The 14,653-nt window shown below is 69.0% G+C and carries 12 protein-coding genes and 1 riboswitch; of the genes, 10 read left to right on the top strand and 2 right to left on the bottom strand.

Annotated features, from left to right (window positions below; translation table 11 throughout):
• The 3 genes from GAS53_RS49285 to GAS53_RS49275 form a co-directional block, all read left to right on the top strand.
• Positions 1-1,100, top strand: a 1,100-nt coding sequence (locus GAS53_RS49285) for a cytochrome c oxidase subunit I (RefSeq protein WP_192583638.1), incomplete at its 5' end; no start/stop codon positions are given.
• Positions 1,097-1,495, top strand: a complete 399-nt coding sequence (locus GAS53_RS49280; RefSeq protein ID WP_151484327.1) for a cytochrome c oxidase subunit 4 — start codon at positions 1,097-1,099, stop codon at positions 1,493-1,495. The genes GAS53_RS49285 and GAS53_RS49280, both read left to right, overlap by 4 nt.
• 130 nt (positions 1,496-1,625) lie before the next feature.
• Positions 1,626-2,897 (top strand): L,D-transpeptidase, encoded by a 1,272-nt coding sequence (locus tag GAS53_RS49275; protein WP_151484326.1) that lies wholly within the window; start codon positions 1,626-1,628, stop codon positions 2,895-2,897.
• 128 nt (positions 2,898-3,025) lie between these two features.
• Here the strand turns inward: GAS53_RS49275 and GAS53_RS49270 are convergent, their stop codons facing one another.
• Positions 3,026-3,427, bottom strand: coding sequence for a response regulator transcription factor (locus GAS53_RS49270; protein ID WP_151484325.1), 402 nt, complete (start codon positions 3,425-3,427; stop codon positions 3,026-3,028).
• Positions 3,428-3,616: 189 nt separating this feature from the next.
• Between GAS53_RS49270 and ctaE the strand changes: the two genes are divergently transcribed.
• The 7 genes from ctaE (at position 3,617) to GAS53_RS49235 (ending at position 13,276) form a co-directional block, all read left to right on the top strand.
• Positions 3,617-4,237, top strand: coding sequence for an aa3-type cytochrome oxidase subunit III (gene ctaE, locus GAS53_RS49265; RefSeq protein WP_151484324.1), 621 nt, complete (start codon positions 3,617-3,619; stop codon positions 4,235-4,237).
• A 65-nt stretch (positions 4,238-4,302) separates the two neighbouring features.
• Positions 4,303-5,112, top strand: a complete 810-nt coding sequence (gene qcrC, locus GAS53_RS49260; RefSeq protein ID WP_151484323.1) for a cytochrome bc1 complex diheme cytochrome c subunit — start codon at positions 4,303-4,305, stop codon at positions 5,110-5,112.
• Entirely contained in the window at positions 5,109-6,170 is a 1,062-nt protein-coding gene (gene qcrA, locus GAS53_RS49255) for a cytochrome bc1 complex Rieske iron-sulfur subunit (protein ID WP_151484322.1), read from the top strand. Before qcrC ends, qcrA begins: the two co-directional genes overlap by 4 nt.
• The gene (gene qcrB / locus GAS53_RS49250; RefSeq protein WP_151484321.1) at positions 6,167-7,804 is read left to right on the top strand and encodes a cytochrome bc1 complex cytochrome b subunit; all 1,638 of its coding nucleotides are present in this window, start codon (positions 6,167-6,169) and stop codon (positions 7,802-7,804) included. Before qcrA ends, qcrB begins: the two co-directional genes overlap by 4 nt.
• A gap of 160 nt (positions 7,805-7,964) precedes the next feature.
• Entirely contained in the window at positions 7,965-9,029 is a 1,065-nt protein-coding gene (trpD, locus tag GAS53_RS49245) for an anthranilate phosphoribosyltransferase (protein WP_151484320.1), read from the top strand.
• A gap of 202 nt (positions 9,030-9,231) precedes the next feature.
• Positions 9,232-9,348: riboswitch (SAM riboswitch) on the top strand.
• Positions 9,349-9,559: 211 nt separating this feature from the next.
• The gene (locus tag GAS53_RS49240) at positions 9,560-10,972 is read left to right on the top strand and encodes an aminotransferase class V-fold PLP-dependent enzyme (RefSeq protein ID WP_151484319.1); all 1,413 of its coding nucleotides are present in this window, start codon (positions 9,560-9,562) and stop codon (positions 10,970-10,972) included.
• Positions 10,973-11,086: 114 nt separating this feature from the next.
• Positions 11,087-13,276, top strand: coding sequence for a serine/threonine-protein kinase (locus GAS53_RS49235; RefSeq protein ID WP_225859600.1), 2,190 nt, complete (start codon positions 11,087-11,089; stop codon positions 13,274-13,276).
• A gap of 120 nt (positions 13,277-13,396) precedes the next feature.
• Here GAS53_RS49235 and GAS53_RS49230 read toward each other — a convergent pair whose 3' ends face one another.
• Positions 13,397-14,590: a glycerate kinase family protein gene (locus GAS53_RS49230; protein ID WP_151484318.1), complete on the bottom strand. Its 1,194-nt coding sequence runs from the start codon at positions 14,588-14,590 to the stop codon at positions 13,397-13,399.
• Positions 14,591-14,653 lie beyond the last annotated feature (63 nt).

Here is a 14,653-nt window from a genome sequence, read left to right as displayed (position 1 = left end):
TCGTGTGGAATGTGCTGCTCACCGCGGTGCTGGTGCTGCTGGCCTTCCCGGTGCTGGCCGCCGCGCTGTTCGCGCTGGAGGCGGACCGCAAGTTCGGCGCGCACATCTTCGACGCCTCCAACGGCGGCGCGTTGTTGTGGCAACACCTGTTCTGGTTCTTCGGCCATCCCGAGGTGTACATCATCGCGCTGCCGTTCTTCGGCATCATCAGCGAGGTCATCCCGGTATTCTCCCGCAAGCCGATGTTCGGCTACATGGGCCTGATCGGCGCGACCATCGCCATTGCCGGCCTGTCGGTCACCGTGTGGGCGCACCACATGTACGTCACCGGCGGTGTGCTGCTGCCGTTCTTCTCCTTCATGACGTTCCTGATCGCCGTGCCAACGGGTGTGAAGTTCTTCAACTGGATCGGCACCATGTGGAAGGGGTCCCTGAGTTTCGAGACCCCGATGCTGTGGGCCACCGGCTTTCTGATCACCTTCACCTTCGGTGGTCTGACCGGGGTGATCCTGGCGTCGCCGCCGATGGACTTCCACGTCTCGGACAGCTACTTCGTGGTGGCGCACTTCCACTACGTGGTGTTCGGCACGGTCGTGTTCGCGATGTTCTCCGGCTTCCACTTCTGGTGGCCGAAGATGACCGGCAAGATGCTCGACGAACGCCTCGGGAAGATCACCTTCTGGACGCTGTTCATCGGCTTCCACGGCACCTTCCTCGTCCAGCACTGGCTGGGCGCCGAGGGCATGCCGCGTCGTTACGCGGACTACCTCGCGGCCGACGGCTTCACCGCGCTGAACACGATCTCGACGATCAGCTCCTTCCTGCTCGGCCTGTCGATCCTGCCGTTCTTCTACAACGTGTGGAAGACGGCCAAGTACGGCAAGAAGGTCGAGGTCGACGACCCGTGGGGTTACGGCCGTTCGCTGGAGTGGGCGACGTCCTGCCCACCGCCGCGGCACAACTTCCTCACGCTGCCTCGGATCCGTTCCGAATCCCCGGCCTTCGATCTGCACCACCCGGAGATCGCCGCTCTCGACCAGCTCGAGAACGCACCTCACGGTGAGAAGGCCCTCGCTGGTGGCAAGGAGGCCGGCAAGTGAAGGTCCAAGGCAAGATGTTCATCTGGCTGGCGGTCTTCGTCCTCGCCATGGCGATCGTCTATGGCGTGTGGTCGAAGGAGCCGGCCGGTACCACGGCGCTCTTCCTGGGCTTCGGCCTGTGCATCATGATCGGCTACTACCTGGCCTTCACGGCCCGGCGGGTCGACGTGGGCGCCCAGGACAACAAGGAGGCCGACGTCGCGGACGACGCCGGTGAGGTCGGCTTCTTCAGCCCGCACAGCTGGCAGCCGCTCTCCCTCGGCATCGGCGGCGCGCTCGCCTTCATGGGCGTCATCTTCGGCTGGTGGCTGCTCTACTTCTCGGCCCCGATCATCATGATCGGCCTGTGGGGCTGGGTCTTCGAGTACTACCGCGGAGAGAACCAGAACCAGTAACACGCGCAGAGCGCACGGAAGCCCGGACACTCCGTCAGGAGGTCCGGGCTTCCCTCTTTTGCCACGCTTCTCGTCCCTCGCACGGCCCACTCACCGCGCCGGACCCGGCCCCGGTTCCTAGCGTGAGGTCATGAGCCACTCAGTTTCTTCCAGGGGCGCAAGAGCCGGTGTCAGCTGCACTGCGCTGGTGGTCGCCATAGGCGCGGGCGTCACGGCCTGCAGCTCCGACGGCCACCCGCTCTCGGCCAAGCCGTACGACGCGGCGGAGGACATCTCCTTCAACGCCCCTGTGGACGACGGCAAGAAGGCCGACCCGGACAAGCCCCTGGAGATCACCGCCCAGGACTCCGACAGCCGCATCACCGACGTGACGGCCACGGACGCCGCCGGACGGTACGTGGCGGGCGAACTGTCCGCCGACGGCACCCGCTGGCACAGCACCTCGCCGCTCGCCGCAGGCGCCCGCTACACGCTGCGGGTGAGCACCGAGGACGAGGACGGCGCACCGGGCCGCAAGGTCCTCGACTTCGACACCAGTACACCCACCACGAAGAAGCGGCTGAACGTGAAGTTCGGGCCCGACACGGGCACGTACGGCGTCGGCCAGCCCGTCACCGCCGAACTCAGCGCCCCGGTCAAGGACAAGGCCGCCCGCGCCGTCGTCGAGCGCGCCCTCAAGGTCGACTCGCAGCCCGCGGTGGAGGGCGCCTGGCACTGGGTGGACGACAAGATGCTGCACTACCGCCCCAAGGAGTACTGGCCCACCCACGCCACCATCCGGGCACGCAGCAACCTGGCGGGCATCAAGGTCGCCGAACGCCTCTGGGGCGGCAAGGCCAAGCCCCTGAAGCTCACCACGGGCGACCGCGTCGAGGCCGTGACGGACGCCTCGGCGCACTCGATGACGGTCTACAAGAACGGCGAGGCCATCAACACGATCCCCGTCACCACCGGCAAACCCGGCTTCGAGACCCGCAACGGCGTCAAGGTGGTGCTGGGCAAGGAGTACTTCGTACGCATGCGCGGCACCAGCATCGGCATCGCCGAGGGCAGCGCCGACTCGTACGACCTGCCCGTGTACTACGCCACGAGGGTCACCTGGAGCGGCGAGTACGTACACGCCGCCCCCTGGTCCACCGGCTCCCAGGGCTCCGCCAACGTCAGCCACGGCTGCACCGGCATGAGCACCGCCAACGCCGAGTGGTTCTTCAAAACCGTAAGCCCCGGAGACATCGTCAAGGTCGTCAACTCATACGGCGACACGATGGCCCCCTTCGGCAACGGCTTCGGCGACTGGAACCTCCCGTGGAAGAAATGGCGCACAGGCAGCGCCCTGGTCGCCGACACCCCAGAGGGCCCGGGCCCGGAGGCACGCCTACGGCTACGCCCGGAGTCAGTGTGAGATTTTGATCGATGCGGGCCAGTGGGCCCCGTAAGGGGCGCTGGGCTGTGACATATGCGGCTCCGCCGCGTGGGCGCGACCGGCCACAACGCACCCGCAGCCGCCGTACAGGACGCACCCCGCGGCGCTCAGGCGCTCAACGCATTCTTACGCCGAAGCAGCCCCGCCAGGGCGGACGCAAACTCCACAGGCTCCACCGGCAGGGTCACCGCGGCATCAGCCCGACTCCACGTGGCCAGCCAGGCATCCTGAGGCCGCCCGATCAGCAACAGCACCGGCGGACAGTTGAAGATCTCGTCCTTGATCTGCCGACAGATACCCATCCCACCGGCGGGAACAGCCTCCCCGTCCAGCACACACACATCGATGCCACCCCGGTCCAGCTCCTTGATCACGGCGGCAGGGGTCGCACACTCGATGAACTCGACCTGAGGAACGTCCGTGGCCGGCCTCCGGCCGGTCGCCATCCGCACCTGCTCGCGGGTGTTGGAGTTGTCGCTGTAGACCAGCACCGTTGCGGTCGGCTGCATTCTTCCTCCGGGACGTCAGCGTCGTAGAGACAGAGACGGACAGGGTCCGCTTGCGCGGATGCTACTCCCTCGACCTCGTGGTCAACACCGGTTCGGACAGGGCTTCGATGGGCCATACGGGCTGGACACACCCCACAGACACCCCGAACGGCACCCCCCGGAGTGAGGGCGGGATAAGCGACCGACATAATGTCGGTCGTGGCGACAGCAACGACAGTAGATACCGGGCACGCGCACCCGTCGGTCAATCGGCCGAACCTCACCAGCGTCGGAACGATCATCTGGCTGAGTTCCGAGCTGATGTTCTTCGCGGCCCTCTTCGCGATGTACTTCACCCTGCGATCGGTGACCGGGCAGGAGCACTGGAAGGAGATGGCAGCCCATCTCAACTTCCCGTTCTCGGCCACGAACACCACGATCCTGGTGCTCTCCTCCCTCACCTGCCAGCTCGGCGTGTTCGCCGCCGAGCGTGGGGACGTGAAGAAGCTCCGGATGTGGTTCATCGTCACCTTCATCATGGGTGCGATCTTCATCGGCGGTCAGGTCTTCGAGTACACCGAACTGGTCAAGGACGCGGGCCTCTCGCTCTCGTCCGACCCGTACGGCTCGGTGTTCTACCTGACCACCGGCTTCCACGGCCTGCACGTGACGGGTGGTCTCATCGCCTTCCTGCTGGTCCTCGGGCGCACCTACGCCGCCCGCAGGTTCACGCACGAGCAGGCGACCGCCGCCATCGTCGTGTCCTACTACTGGCACTTCGTCGATGTCGTCTGGATCGGCCTCTTCGCCACGATCTACATGATCAAGTAGCCGGGCCCGTTCCCGCGCACATTCCAGAAGCATCGACGCAGAAGATCCTGACACCGGGGTAATCCGTGAAAAAGCTCTCCGCACGACGACGCCATCCGCTGGCGGCGCTCGTCGTCCTACTCCTCGCGCTGGCATGCACCGGGGGGCTGTATACCGTGTTCGCGCCCACGGACGAGGCGCAGGCCGGTACAACCGCCCAGTCCCTAGCCATCGACGAGGGCAAGAAGCTCTACGCCGTCGGCTGCGCCAGCTGCCACGGCACCGGCGGTCAGGGCACCACTGACGGTCCGAGCCTGGTGGGCGTGGGCGCCGCGGCCGTGGACTTCCAGGTCGCCACCGGCCGTATGCCGGCCCAGCAGCCCGGCGCTCAGGTGCCGAAGAAGAAGAACATCTACTCGCAGGCCGACATCGACCAGCTCGCGGCGTACATCGCCTCGCTGGGCGCCGGCCCGAGCGTGCCGACCGAGGAGCAGTACAACCCCGAGGGCGCGGACATCGCCAAGGGCGGCGAGCTCTTCCGTAACAACTGCTCGCAGTGCCACAACTTCACCGGCAAGGGCGGCGCGTTGACGAACGGCAAGTACGCCCCGACGCTGGAGGATGTCGACCCGAAGCACATCTACGAGGCCATGCAGACCGGCCCGCAGAACATGCCGTCCTTCCCCGACACCACGCTGACGGAGAAGAACAAGAAGGACATCATCGCGTACCTCGACGCGGTCAACAGCGACGACTCGGAGAGCCCCGGTGGTCTTGAGCTGGGCGGCCTCGGGCCGGTCAGTGAAGGCCTCTTCGGCTGGATCTTCGGTCTTGGCGGACTGATCGCCGTCGCCGTGTGGGTCGCCGCCCGGACCGCAAAGGCCAAGAAGTCATGAGTAGCCAAGACATTCCAGAAGAGAACCTGCCCGCCGAGCGGGCCGCCGACGAGCACGGTGCGGTGAGCGTCGCGGACGAGAAGCACCCGTTCGCGGATCCCGGCCTGCCGCCTCACGAGCACCGCATCCAGGACATCGACGAGCGGGCCGCCAAGCGGTCCGAGCGCGCGGTCGCCTTCCTGTTCACGATGTCGATGCTGGCCACGGTCGGCTTCATCGCCGCGTTCGTGGCGATCCCGGTCGACGAGATCGTCTACATCTGGCCGCTCGGCCACATCAGCGGACTGAACTTCGCCCTGGGCATGACGCTCGGTCTGGCACTGTTCTGCATCGGCGCGGGCGCGGTCCACTGGGCCCGCACCCTGATGTCCGACGAGGAGATCGCCGACGAGCGCCACGCGATCGAGGCGTCCCCGGAGGACCGTGCCAAGGTCCACGCGGACTTCAAGCAGGGCGCCAAGGAGTCGGCGCTCGGCCGCCGCAAGCTGATCCGCAACACGATGCTCGGGGCGCTGACCCTCGTGCCGCTCTCCGGCATCGTCCTCCTTCGCGACCTCGGTCCGCTGCCGGAGGACAAGCTGCGGCACACGCTGTGGCGCAGGGGCAAGCTGCTCGTCAACATGAACACGGACGAGCCGCTGCGTGCCTCCGACGTCACCGTCGGTTCGCTGACCTTCGCCAAGCCCGAGGGCCTGGAGGAGCACGACCACGAGTTCCAGAACGAGATCGCCAAGGCAGCCCTGATGATCGTCCGGCTGGAGCCGAAGGACATCAAGGACAAGCGCGAGCTCGAGTGGTCACACGAGGGCATCGTGGCGTACTCGAAGATCTGCACCCACGTCGGTTGCCCGATCTCCCTGTACGAGCAGCAGACGCACCACGTTCTGTGCCCCTGCCACCAGTCCACCTTCGACCTCTCCGACGGTGCCCGAGTGATCTTCGGCCCCGCTGGTCACGCTCTGCCGCAGCTGCGCATCGGTGTGAACGACGAGGGCTACCTCGAGGCGCTCGGCGACTTCGATGAGCCCGTCGGTCCTTCGTTCTGGGAGCGCGGATGAGCACTACGACCACCAAGGACTCGCGCTCGCGCGAGAAGGCACCGGCCGGCGAGAAGGTCGCCGACTGGGCCGACGGCCGGCTCGGGATCTACTCCCTGGCCAAGGCCAACATGCGCAAGATCTTCCCGGACCACTGGTCCTTCATGCTGGGCGAGATCTGCCTCTACAGCTTCATCATCATCATCCTCACGGGTGTGTATCTGACGCTGTTCTTCCACCCCTCGATGAACGAGATCGAGTACCACGGCAGCTACGTCCCGCTGCAGGGGCAGATGATGTCGGAGGCCTTCGCCTCCACGCTGGACATCAGCTTCGACGTCCGTGGCGGTCTGCTCATCCGGCAGATCCACCACTGGGCGGCCATCGTCTTCCTGGCCGGCATGTTCGTGCACATGATGCGCGTCTTCTTCACCGGCGCGTTCCGCAAGCCGCGTGAGATCAACTGGCTGTTCGGCTTCCTGCTGTTCGTCCTGGGCATGTTCACCGGCTTCACCGGCTACTCGCTCCCGGACGACCTGCTCTCCGGCACCGGTGTCCGCTTCACGCAGGGCGCGATCCTGGCCACGCCGATCGTGGGCACGTACATCTCGATGTTCCTGTTCGGCGGGGAGTTCCCGGGCGGAGACTTCGTCTCGCGGTTCTACTCGATCCACATCCTGCTGCTGCCCGGCATCATGCTGGGGCTCGTGGTCGGCCACCTGATCCTGGTCTTCTACCACAAGCACACGCAGTTCGCGGGTCCCGGAAAGACCAACAAGAACGTCGTCGGCATGCCGCTGCTGCCGGTCTACATGGCCAAGGCCGGAGGCTTCTTCTTCCTGGTCTTCGGTTTCATCGCGATGCTGTCCGCGGTCGCGTCCATCAACCCGATCTGGGTGCTGGGGCCGTACCGGCCGGACCAGGTGTCCACGGGCGCCCAGCCCGACTGGTACATGGGCTTCGCCGAGGGGCTGATCCGCGCGATGCCGGGCTGGGAGATCAACCTCTGGGGCCACACGCTCGTCCTGGGCGTGTTCATCCCGCTGGTGCTCTTCGGCCTCTTCCTCGGGGTGATCGCGCTCTATCCGTTCATCGAGTCCTGGATCACCGGGGACAAGCGCGAGCACCACATCCTGGACCGGCCGCGCAACGCCCCGACCCGTACGGGCTTCGGCGTCGCGTGGGTCACCGCGTACATGATCATGCTGATCGGCGGTGGCAACGACATCGTCGCCACGCACTTCCATCTGTCGATCAACTCGGTCACCTGGTTCGTCCGGATCGGGTTCTTCGTCGGACCGGTCGTCGCGTTCATCGTCACCAAGCGGATCTGTCTCGGCCTCCAGCGCCGCGACGCGGACAAGGTGCTGCACGGCCGCGAGTCGGGCATCATCAAGCGCCTGCCGCACGGTGAGTTCATCGAGGTCCACGAGCCGCTCAGCCAGGAGGCGCTGCACACCCTCACGGCGCACGAGCAGTACAAGCCGGCGGAGATCGGACCGGCGGTCGACGAGAACGGTGTCGAGCGCAAGGTGAAGGGTTCGCAGAAGCTGCGGGCCAAGCTCAGCAACGCGTACTTCGGGGAGGACAACCAGATCCCGAAGCCGACCGCTGAGGAGTACAAGGAGATCACGAGCGGCCACGGCCACCACTGATCGCCCGATCACCTGACTGATCTGCACTGATCGCCACGGCGAGAGCCTCGTCCAGTTCATGGACGGGGCTCTTTGCCGTCCCCGGGGCTGGATAGGGTGGTGCCATCCCTATACGAGTCCCCGGACGAGCCGTCGGGACCGGACGACCCAGGAGCGGCATATGAACGCTGTGACCCCCGCTGGAGGCGACACCGCGGCGGGCCGTTCCTGGCCCGCCCTGCTGAACGGCCTGCTGGACGGGCGCGACCTGGGCGCCGACGACACGGCCTGGGCGATGGACCTGATCATGCGGGGCGAGGCGACGGACGCGCAGATCGCCGGGTTCGCGGTGGCCCTGCGGGCCAAGGGCGAGACCGTCGAGGAGATCTCCGGGCTCGTCCGGACGATGTACGAGCACGCCAACGTGATCGAGGTGCCCGGGGAGACCGTCGACATCGTCGGCACGGGCGGAGACGGGGCGAAGACCGTCAACATCTCCACCATGTCGGCCATCGTCATCGCCGGTACGGGTGCCAAGGTCGTCAAGCACGGGAACCGCGCTGCGTCCTCCGCGTCCGGTGCCTCCGACGTCCTCGAGAAGCTCGGAGTCAATCTGGAGCTGACGCCGCGGCGGGTGGCCGAGGTGGCCGAGGTGGCCGGGATCACCTTCTGCTTCGCGGTGAAGTTCCATCCGGCGCTGCGTCATGTGGCGGCGGCGCGCGGGCAGTTGGGGATCCGGACGACCTTCAACTTCCTCGGACCGCTCACCAACCCCGCCCGGGTGAAGGCGCAGGCCGTCGGGGTCGCCGACGCCCGGATGGCGCCCATCGTGGCCGGCGTCTTCGCCGAGCGCGGCAACTCGTCGCTCGTCTTCCGCGGCGACGACGGGCTCGACGAGTTGACCACCACGTCCACGTCCCGGGTGTGGGTCGTACGGGACGGAAAGGTGCGCGAGGAGTCCTTCGATCCGCGTGACGTCGGGATCGAGCTGGTGCCGGTGGAGGCGTTGCGGGGGGCCGACGCCTCGTACAACGCGGATGTCGCGCGGCGGTTGCTGAACGGGGAGGGCGGGCCCGTGCGGGACGCTGTGCTGCTGAACTCGGCGGCGGCGCTGGTGGCTCTGTCGCCCGGTGACGGTCCGCTCGCGGACCAGCTCCGGGCGGGGATGGCGAAGGCGGCGGAGGCCATCGACTCCGGGGCGGCGAAGAGGACGCTGGAGCGGTGGGTGGCGGCGACGAACGCGTAGCGGTTGGGGGCGGGTTTTTCTCGCCCCCGCCGCCCCTACCCGTTCCCGTCCCCTGGGGCTCCGCCCCAGACTCCGCTCCTCAAACGCCGGACGGGCTGACTTTCAGCCCGTCCGGCGTTTGAGGACGAGGTCGTACCCCAACCGTCCCGGTATCCGGACAACCGGCTTGCGTCCGGAAGATCGTGTGGCAGGATGCTGGGCAGGTCATGAGCGACAGCCATCAGGCCCCGGCCGGCTGTCCGGCAACCCTCCGTCCGTGGCGGGGTGCCCCGGGTGAAGACCAGGCCGTAGGCAGCGAGGTCTACGGCAAGCGCGGACCCCTCGCACTCATTCGAGTGGATACACCAGGGGTCCTGGTCGTTCGAGGGAGCCTTCTGTGAGCAAGCGAATGCGATAGGGCGTCGAGCCCCGCCTCCGCACACCCCTTTCAGTTTTCAGCCTCTTGGAACCTGTCTGCCCTGCTGTGCCGTTGACGCCCCCGCGCGGGCTGTCCGGCGCACGGTTTCGCCTGCCTCTCACAGGAGTTCGCCATGTCTGTCTCCACCTCCACCTTCACCTTCACCTCCGTCTCCACCGCTGCCACCGCACCGTCCGTCTGCCGTGACATCCCCGGGCCGCTGCCCGTACTGGGCCGAGACGTCACCGTCCCGCTCGTCACCGGCGGCGAGGTCACCTACGCCGCGCTCGACTACGCCGCCAGCGCCCCGGCCCTCCAGCGGGTGTGGGACGACGTGGCCGCGTACGCGCCGTACTACGGAAGCGTGCATCGGGGTGCCGGGTACCTGTCCCAGCTCTCCACCGATCTCTTCGAGAACTCGCGCGAGACCGTGGCCGAGTTCCTCGACTGCCGGGACGGCGACCAGGTCGTCTTCACCCGGTCCACCACCGACTCGCTGAACCTCCTCGCCGCCGCCCTCCCCGCCGACTGCCAGGTCTTCGTCTTCGAGACCGAGCACCACGCGTCCCTGCTGCCCTGGCGGGACGCCCGCGTCACGTACCTCAACGCCCCGCGCACGCACGGCGAGGCCGTCGCGACGCTGGAGCGGGCGCTCGTCGGCCGGGACGACCGGGACGCCGGCGGCCCGGCGCTCGTGTGCGTCACCGGCGCCTCGAACGTCACCGGCGAGCTGTGGCCCGTACGGGAACTGGCCGCCGCCGCGCACGCCCACGGTGCGCGGATCGTGCTCGACGCGGCGCAGCTCGCGCCCCATCACCCCGTCTCCGTACAGGAGTTGGACGTGGACTGGGTCGCCTTCTCCGGGCACAAGCTGTACGCGCCCTTCGGCTCCGGTGTGCTCGCGGGGCGGTCCGACTGGCTGCGCGAGGCGGAGCCGTACCTCGCGGGCGGGGGTGCCTCGCGGAAGGTCTCGCGGCGGACGGACGGCGGTGTCGACGTGGAGTGGCACGAGAGCGCCGCCCGGCACGAGGCCGGATCGCCCAACGTCATCGGCGTCTACTCCATCGCCTCCGCCTGCAAGGCCCTCACCGAGGCCGGCTTCGACACGCTGGTCGCCCGTGAGCAGCAGCTGATCGACACGGTCCGGGCCGGTCTCGCCGAGGTGCCCGAGGTGCGTGTCCTCTCGCTCTTCGGTGACGACGCCCCGCGCGTCGGTGTCATCTCCTTCGTCGTCGAGGGGTGGAACAGCTCGCACTTCGCGGCCGCGCTCTCGGCCGAGTACGGCATCGGGGTGCGGGACGGGCTGTTCTGCGCCCACCCCCTCGTCCGCACCCTCCTCGGCAGCGACCCGCGGACCCAGGGGGAGTGCGGTGCCCCGGAGGCCGCGCCCGGCGAGAAGTCGCTCAATGCCATTCGGGTCAGCTTCGGGGCGGGCACGCCGGACGAGCACGTGGAGCGTTTCGTCCGGGCCGTCAAGGAACTCGTACGGGACGGCGCGAAGTGGAACTACCGTACGGTGGACGGGCGTTGCGTCCCGGCGGTGTGATCCCGCGGCGAGTGCCCCACGCGTCCGTCCGACCGCTGCCCTGACGCGTTTCCGGCGTATACGCTCCTTTTGGACGGCCGTTCGGATCGCACGACCGGACAGGGGGAGCACGGGGTGCTGCAGGCGTTGCGTGAGACGGATCCACGGCGGATCGGGCCATACGCGGTTCTGGGCAGACTCGGTGCCGGCGGCATGGGCGAGGTGTATCTCGCCGAGTCGGGCACCGGGCTGCGGCTGGCGGTGAAGGTGGTGCGGGCCGAGCACGCCGAGGACCGCACCTTCCGGGCCCGGTTCCGGCAGGAGGTGCGGGCGGCGCAGACCGTCGGCGGGGCCGGCACGTACACCGCGCGGGTCGTCGACGCCGACACGGAGGCCGAACGGCCCTGGATGGCAACGGAGTTCGTCGACGGGCCGAACCTGCGGGACGCCGTCCTCGACCACGGCGCGCTGCCCGAGGACGCGGTGCGATTACTGGCCGCCGCCCTCGGCGAGGCGCTCGTGGCGATCCACGCCAAGGGCATGGTCCACCGGGACCTCAAGCCGTCCAACATCCTCTTGGCGGCGGACGGCCCGCGGGTCATCGACTTCGGGATCGTACGAGCGCTGGAGGCAACCGCGCTGACCCGGACCGGAGTCGTCGTCGGCTCGGTCGGGTACGTCTCGCCCGAGCAGATCCGCACCGGTGGGCAAGTGGGGCCGCCGAGCGACGTGTTCTCGCTGGGCGCGGTCCTCGCGTACGCGGCGAGCGGGCGTGAGCCCTTCGGAGAGGGCAAGGACGCGGTCATCCTGATGCGCATCATGAACCGGGACTTCGACCTGTCCGGCGTCCCGGCGGGGATCCGGTCGCTGGTCGAGCCCTGTCTGTCGGAGGCGCCGGTGGACCGGCCGACTCCGGCGGAGGTGGTCGCGGCCACGGGGCACACGGCCCAGTCCCTGCGCCAGAGCGTGGGGCCGGGCTGGTTCACCGCCGCCGGGCCGGTCGGGGGAGACGAGCGGTGGCTTCCGGAGCGGGGCTCGGGTGAGCGGGAGAGCCGGGTCGAGTACGTGGCTCCGCTGACGATCCGGGACGTTCCGGTCGCCGCGCCGGCGGCGCCGTCACGACGACGCCTGCTGCAGGGGCTCGCGGCCGGAGGGCTGGTCGCCGCCGGGGCCGGCACCGGCGGATGGCTGTGGCTGCGGGACCGGGACGCCGGGGGCGACGCCGTGCGGGGCAAGAGCGGCGGCAGCGCCTCGCCGTCGAAGCGGTCCGTGGCCACGCCGCAGCCCGCGGCCATGGTCTGGGCCCACGGCAGCATCGAGACCCACATCGATGGCGGCCCCGTTGTCGCGTTGTCGCCCGACGCCGACCTGGTGTACTTCGGGGGCATGGACGGCAGGCTGCGGGCGGTCGCTCCGGACGGTGACGGGCGATGGGAGACGAGGCTGGGAGAAGCGCCCCTGTGGGGAGGGTGGGTGGGATCGTCCGTCGTCACGGCTGACGGTGCCTACTGTCTGCATCACGACGGCCCGGTGAAGCTGTGCGCGGTGGACCCGAGAGGGCGTGTGCGCTGGCAACGTGCGCTCGAGGCGAGGTTCGGGGGATTCCCCGTGCAGGTAGGCGATCTGGTGCTCGTGACCACTCAGTTGTCCAAGGACAAGGGCACGGTGCGCGCGTTCCGGCCCGACGGAAGTGTGGCCTGGAACGCACGGACGCAGCATCCGATCGTCACTACGCCCGTGGTGGCGGACGGCGTGGTCTATGTGAGCACTTTCAGGTCGCTGATCGCCCTGGACGGCCAGGACGGGAGAACGTTGTGGACGTACGACGCGGGCACCCACGCCGGACGTCCCGCACTCGTCGGCAGCACCCTCGTGTTGGGATTCGAGGGCTCGGATTCCGTACTGGGACTGAGCGCGACGCGCGGCAAGGCGCTGTGGGATGCCAGCAACGACGATGTCGCCGCGGACTCGTCGCGCGAGAGCGTGTACATCCCCTTCGGGGACCTGGCCGTCACCACGACGCCGGATCAGCTCGTGGCTGTCGACCCCGCCGACGGGTCCACGGTATGGACGGTGCGGGGCAAACGTCACGCGGAGTACTCGGAGTACTACAGTGACCCGATCGTCCACGAGGACCTCGTCTACGCCTTACTCGGCCAGACGCTGCACGTCGTGAACCGCAAGGGCGAGCAGAGGTGGGCGCTGACCTTCTCCGACCCGTCGGTCCCGGCCTTCCAGCCGGTGGTCAGCGCCCACCCCGAGCGCGGGGTGCGCGTGTACGTGGGCACCCGCAACGGCATCGCCGCCGTCGACGTGCCGGGCTAAGCGCTCCGCTGGAAGAACGCTGACGTACCTGCGGGCCGGTGGGGGCTGGTCGCGCAGTTCCCCGGCCCCTTACGGGCGCGGTACCGCACCGGACTTCACCAAGGCCGCTCAGGCCCGCCGTCACACCCCCGCCCCCCGCGGCAGCCCCGCCCCCAGCAGAATCATCCGCAGCGCCCGCTCGGTCGCGTCGGTGAGCAGTTCGGCGGCGCGCAGGAAGGCCTCGGCGCGGGCCATCGGCGCGGGCAGGATCCCGGTGAAGGCGTCCACGCCCGGCACCGTGTGCGCGCCCTCGCCGAGCGTGCCCGCCAGGGCGAGGACCGGACGCCCGTGCAGCTTTGCGCGGCGCGCCACCTCGGCCGGGACCTTGCCGCGCGGCGTCTGGTGGTCCAGGGCGCCCTCGGCGGTGAGGACCAGATCGGCGCGGGCGAGGCGGGCGTCCAGGTCGAGGTGGTCGAGGAGCACCTCGAAGCGGGGGAGGAGGCGGGCGGCGAGGGCGGCGAGGCCCGCACCCAGGCCGCCGGACGCGCCGGTTCCGCGGCCGTGACGGAGATCGGTGGCGGTACCGCCGAGGTCGCGGGTGAGGACGTACGCCCAGTTCTCCAGGGCCGCGGACAGCTCCTCGACCTGCGTGGGCGTCGCCCCCTTCTGCGGACCGAAGACGCGGGCCACGCCACGCTCGCCGCACAGCACGTTGTACGGGTTGCAGGCGACCAGCAGGTCGACGTCCTTCAGGCGGGGGTCGAGGCCGGAGGGGTCGATGCGGTGGAGGCGCGTCAACTCCCGTCCGCCGTGCGGGAGTTCGAAGCCGTCCGCGTCGAGCAGCCTGGCCCCGAGTGCCTGGAGCGCGCCGGCGCCCCCGTCCGACGTACCCGAATCGCCGCAGCCCACCAGGACGCGGCGTACGCCCGTGTCGAGGGCGGCGCGGATCAGTTCACCGACGCCGTACGTGGTCGTCGCGCCCGGATCGCGCAGGCCGTGCGGGACGAGGGAGAGCCCGGCGACGGCCGCCATCTCCACGACGGCCGTGTCGCCGGAGCCGGAACCGGAGCCGGAAGCGGCGCCGGAGCCGAGCAGGGCGAAGTGGGTGCCCACGGGCTCGCCGAGCGGGCCGGTGGCGGCCAGGGCGACCAGCCGGCCCCCGGTCGCGGCGGCCAGCGCCCGGGCGGTGCCCTCGCCGCCGTCCACCAGCGGGATCAGGTCGACCTCGGCGTCCGGTACGACGCGGCGTACGCCCGCCGCGATGGCGTCGGCGGCGGCCTGGGCGGACAGGGACTCCTTGAAACCGCTGGGGGCGACGGCGAAACGGGTCAGCATGGGCGGGGCTCCTTCACGGTCTCCGGAACTGGGGAATTCCGGGCTCAGGGTTTCCGGATGCAG

Source organism: Streptomyces albicerus, assembly GCF_008905045.1.
Taxonomy (GTDB): Bacteria; Actinomycetota; Actinomycetes; order Streptomycetales; family Streptomycetaceae; genus Streptomyces; species Streptomyces albicerus.
The sequence above is the reverse complement of the archived record's forward strand: the minus strand, read 5'-3'. Positions and strand labels throughout refer to the sequence as shown.

Excerpts from the sequence above, each read along its gene's own strand:
- GAS53_RS49230 (WP_151484318.1), bottom strand. The coding sequence starts at position 14,590 with ATGCTGACCCGTTTCGCCGTCGCCCCCAGCGGTTTCAAGGAGTCCCTG.
- trpD (WP_151484320.1), top strand. The coding sequence starts at position 7,965 with ATGAACGCTGTGACCCCCGCTGGAGGCGACACCGCGGCGGGCCGTTCC.
- qcrA (WP_151484322.1), top strand. The coding sequence starts at position 5,109 with ATGAGTAGCCAAGACATTCCAGAAGAGAACCTGCCCGCCGAGCGGGCC.
- GAS53_RS49275 (WP_151484326.1), top strand. The coding sequence starts at position 1,626 with ATGAGCCACTCAGTTTCTTCCAGGGGCGCAAGAGCCGGTGTCAGCTGC.
- GAS53_RS49240 (WP_151484319.1), top strand. The coding sequence starts at position 9,560 with ATGTCTGTCTCCACCTCCACCTTCACCTTCACCTCCGTCTCCACCGCT.
- GAS53_RS49270 (WP_151484325.1), bottom strand. The coding sequence starts at position 3,427 with ATGCAGCCGACCGCAACGGTGCTGGTCTACAGCGACAACTCCAACACC.
- qcrB (WP_151484321.1), top strand. The coding sequence starts at position 6,167 with ATGAGCACTACGACCACCAAGGACTCGCGCTCGCGCGAGAAGGCACCG.
- ctaE (WP_151484324.1), top strand. The coding sequence starts at position 3,617 with ATGTCGGTCGTGGCGACAGCAACGACAGTAGATACCGGGCACGCGCAC.